Source organism: Anoxybacillus flavithermus (genome assembly GCF_002742685.1).
Lineage (GTDB): Bacteria > Bacillota > Bacilli > Bacillales > Anoxybacillaceae > Anoxybacillus > Anoxybacillus flavithermus_E.
The window spans coordinates 1-1,956 of record NZ_PEDM01000066.1 but is presented as its reverse complement, the minus strand read 5'-3'; the positions used below and the strand labels follow the sequence as shown (position 1 = coordinate 1,956).

4 protein-coding genes and 1 pseudogene are annotated in these 1,956 nt (G+C 41.7%); all 5 read right to left on the bottom strand.

What is annotated here, in order from left to right; translation table 11 throughout:
• The coding region (locus CS060_RS13905; RefSeq protein WP_503413718.1) for an RpnC/YadD family protein at positions 1–443 on the bottom strand (443 nt) is incomplete at its 3' end.
• Between the two features lie 14 nt (positions 444–457).
• Positions 458–913, bottom strand: coding sequence for a type II toxin-antitoxin system VapC family toxin (locus CS060_RS13900; RefSeq protein WP_035049889.1), 456 nt, complete (start codon positions 911–913; stop codon positions 458–460).
• Complete coding sequence (locus CS060_RS13895) at positions 906–1,196, bottom strand: hypothetical protein (RefSeq protein ID WP_035049894.1); 291 nt, start codon at positions 1,194–1,196, stop codon at positions 906–908. Before CS060_RS13895 ends, CS060_RS13900 begins: the two co-directional genes overlap by 8 nt.
• A gap of 213 nt (positions 1,197–1,409) precedes the next feature.
• The gene (locus tag CS060_RS13890; protein ID WP_035049895.1) at positions 1,410–1,628 is read right to left on the bottom strand and encodes a hypothetical protein; all 219 of its coding nucleotides are present in this window, start codon (positions 1,626–1,628) and stop codon (positions 1,410–1,412) included.
• A pseudogene (locus CS060_RS13885) lies at positions 1,616–1,956 on the bottom strand (Rpn family recombination-promoting nuclease/putative transposase); the annotation flags it as partial. The pseudogene CS060_RS13885 and the gene CS060_RS13890, both read right to left, overlap by 13 nt.

Here is a 1,956-nt window from a genome sequence, read left to right as displayed (position 1 = left end):
TTGCTTAACAACGCAGCGGCGATTGGGTTGTCGTGGCGAATGTAATCACGCCAGTTTTGTTTGCGCAACTCAACAGTAAGAAATCGAAATTGAAGCACATCGAAAAATGGAAATTGGAGCGTAAACGAGGAGGGCTCATTGCGAAGAGAGTCGTAGCTAAATACCGCAATCGGCAACATGCGCTTTCGGTATTTTTCAAACAAGCGGCTAAAGTAAATAAACATCCGTTCTGGAAAAGATGGCTGCACGTAGCTTTGATTTTCGATGTGGACGATAATCAAGCCGTCTTCCCCTTTTAATTTTGTTTCGACAAGTAAATCGACGCGATACTTCTCCCCTGCCGTCACATCGGTGAACAGTTCCTCTGACAAAAAAGACACGTGCTGAAAGTCGATATGCTCATGCACATGTGGAATTTCAAAAAAGGGCTGAATGATAAACATTCAGAGCAACGGTCTTATAACAGTTTATGAATAAACGTTTGCAAGTCTTCTGGATCTTGAATAGGATTCACATAATTCAATCCCCATTTTTGCAAACGTACAAAATCTTTATCATTGTTGCTAAACAATGTCATTCCTTTTACAATCGCTGTAGCAGCAATAAGCGCATCCCCTGCTTTTAATGTTTTTCCGGTTTCCGTCTTACATTTTCTCCGCAATTCGGCTGCCTTTTCTGCTATTTCGAAGTCCACGTTGTATAGCGTTGATGTCTGAATATAGCCGTATCGCTTATGACGAATCGCTTCGTTCGTTTCTATCTTTTCATATGAAAGAAACTCCATCGCAACAACACTAGACATTGCGATTTCAAAACCATCATTTAACAGTTGAGTGAAGAGGTGTTTCACTGGCTCATAGCCCAAATAATGATAAACGTAAATATTATTATCAATGAGTGCGATATTACTCAAGCTCCTTATTCCTCCATTCTTCTTCCCGATTAGCCATTTTAAGCAACTCTTTTACATTTTCACCAGCGAGAACAGCACTACCTGCTAGGCTTTCAAAAGCTTTCACTTTATCCTCCATACTCAACGGTTTCGGCTTCACGATCAATTTATCTGTTTGTTCTTCAATGACAGTCAACTGCAATAAATTCGCTTCCTGTAACGCCCGCCTAACTAATTGAAAAATATGCACATAGTCGCGGCGCTCATCTTCGTTATGATTTTTTAAAATGTCTACATTTCCCATTGCTATCCCTCACTTTCTGTATATTTTTATTATACCATTCAACACCAACCAAGTATATCCAAAATATAGACACACTCTTTCAAATAGCTGAAAACAGATATTTCGGCAAACTCCACAAATACCAAAAGTCAATATGTTCGTACATATCTGAGAAAAGAGAAGGATGTTTGAATTAATTCTTTGAACAATCGGTCATAGTCAACGACCATCGAATCACCTCGCGACATCAAGCATTGTTTCATACGGTTTCATCGACAGGTGACAGGCACCGAAGCCATGGACGATAATCAAGCCGTCTTCCCCTTTTAATTTTGTTTCCACCAGCACATCGACGCGATACTTTTCCCCCGCCGTCACATCGGTGAACAATTCCTCCGACAAAAACGACACGTGCTCTTCGGGGCGTGACAGGCACGGCATCAACTTTCCCATATTCTCTGAACTTCTTCCTCCGTCAAGTCAAGCATGTGGGCGATGTCGGCAATACTCATCCCCTTTTCCACCATCTTTCGAATCATTTCTCGTTCTTTATGCTTCATTCCTTCTTTCAATCCCTCAGCCCGTCCTTGTTCCAATCCCCTTTTCAACCCTTCTTTCAACCCTTCTTCCCGACTTCCGCGAATGTTCGATAATTGATCGAGGAGCCATTTCAGTCGCATTTCGTATGCGTAACGATTTTCCGGGTCAACGCTCAAATTTTGCCACTCTTCTAACGCTTCTAAAATGTCTTGTTCTGTCATCGCGATTCCCTCCAATTCGC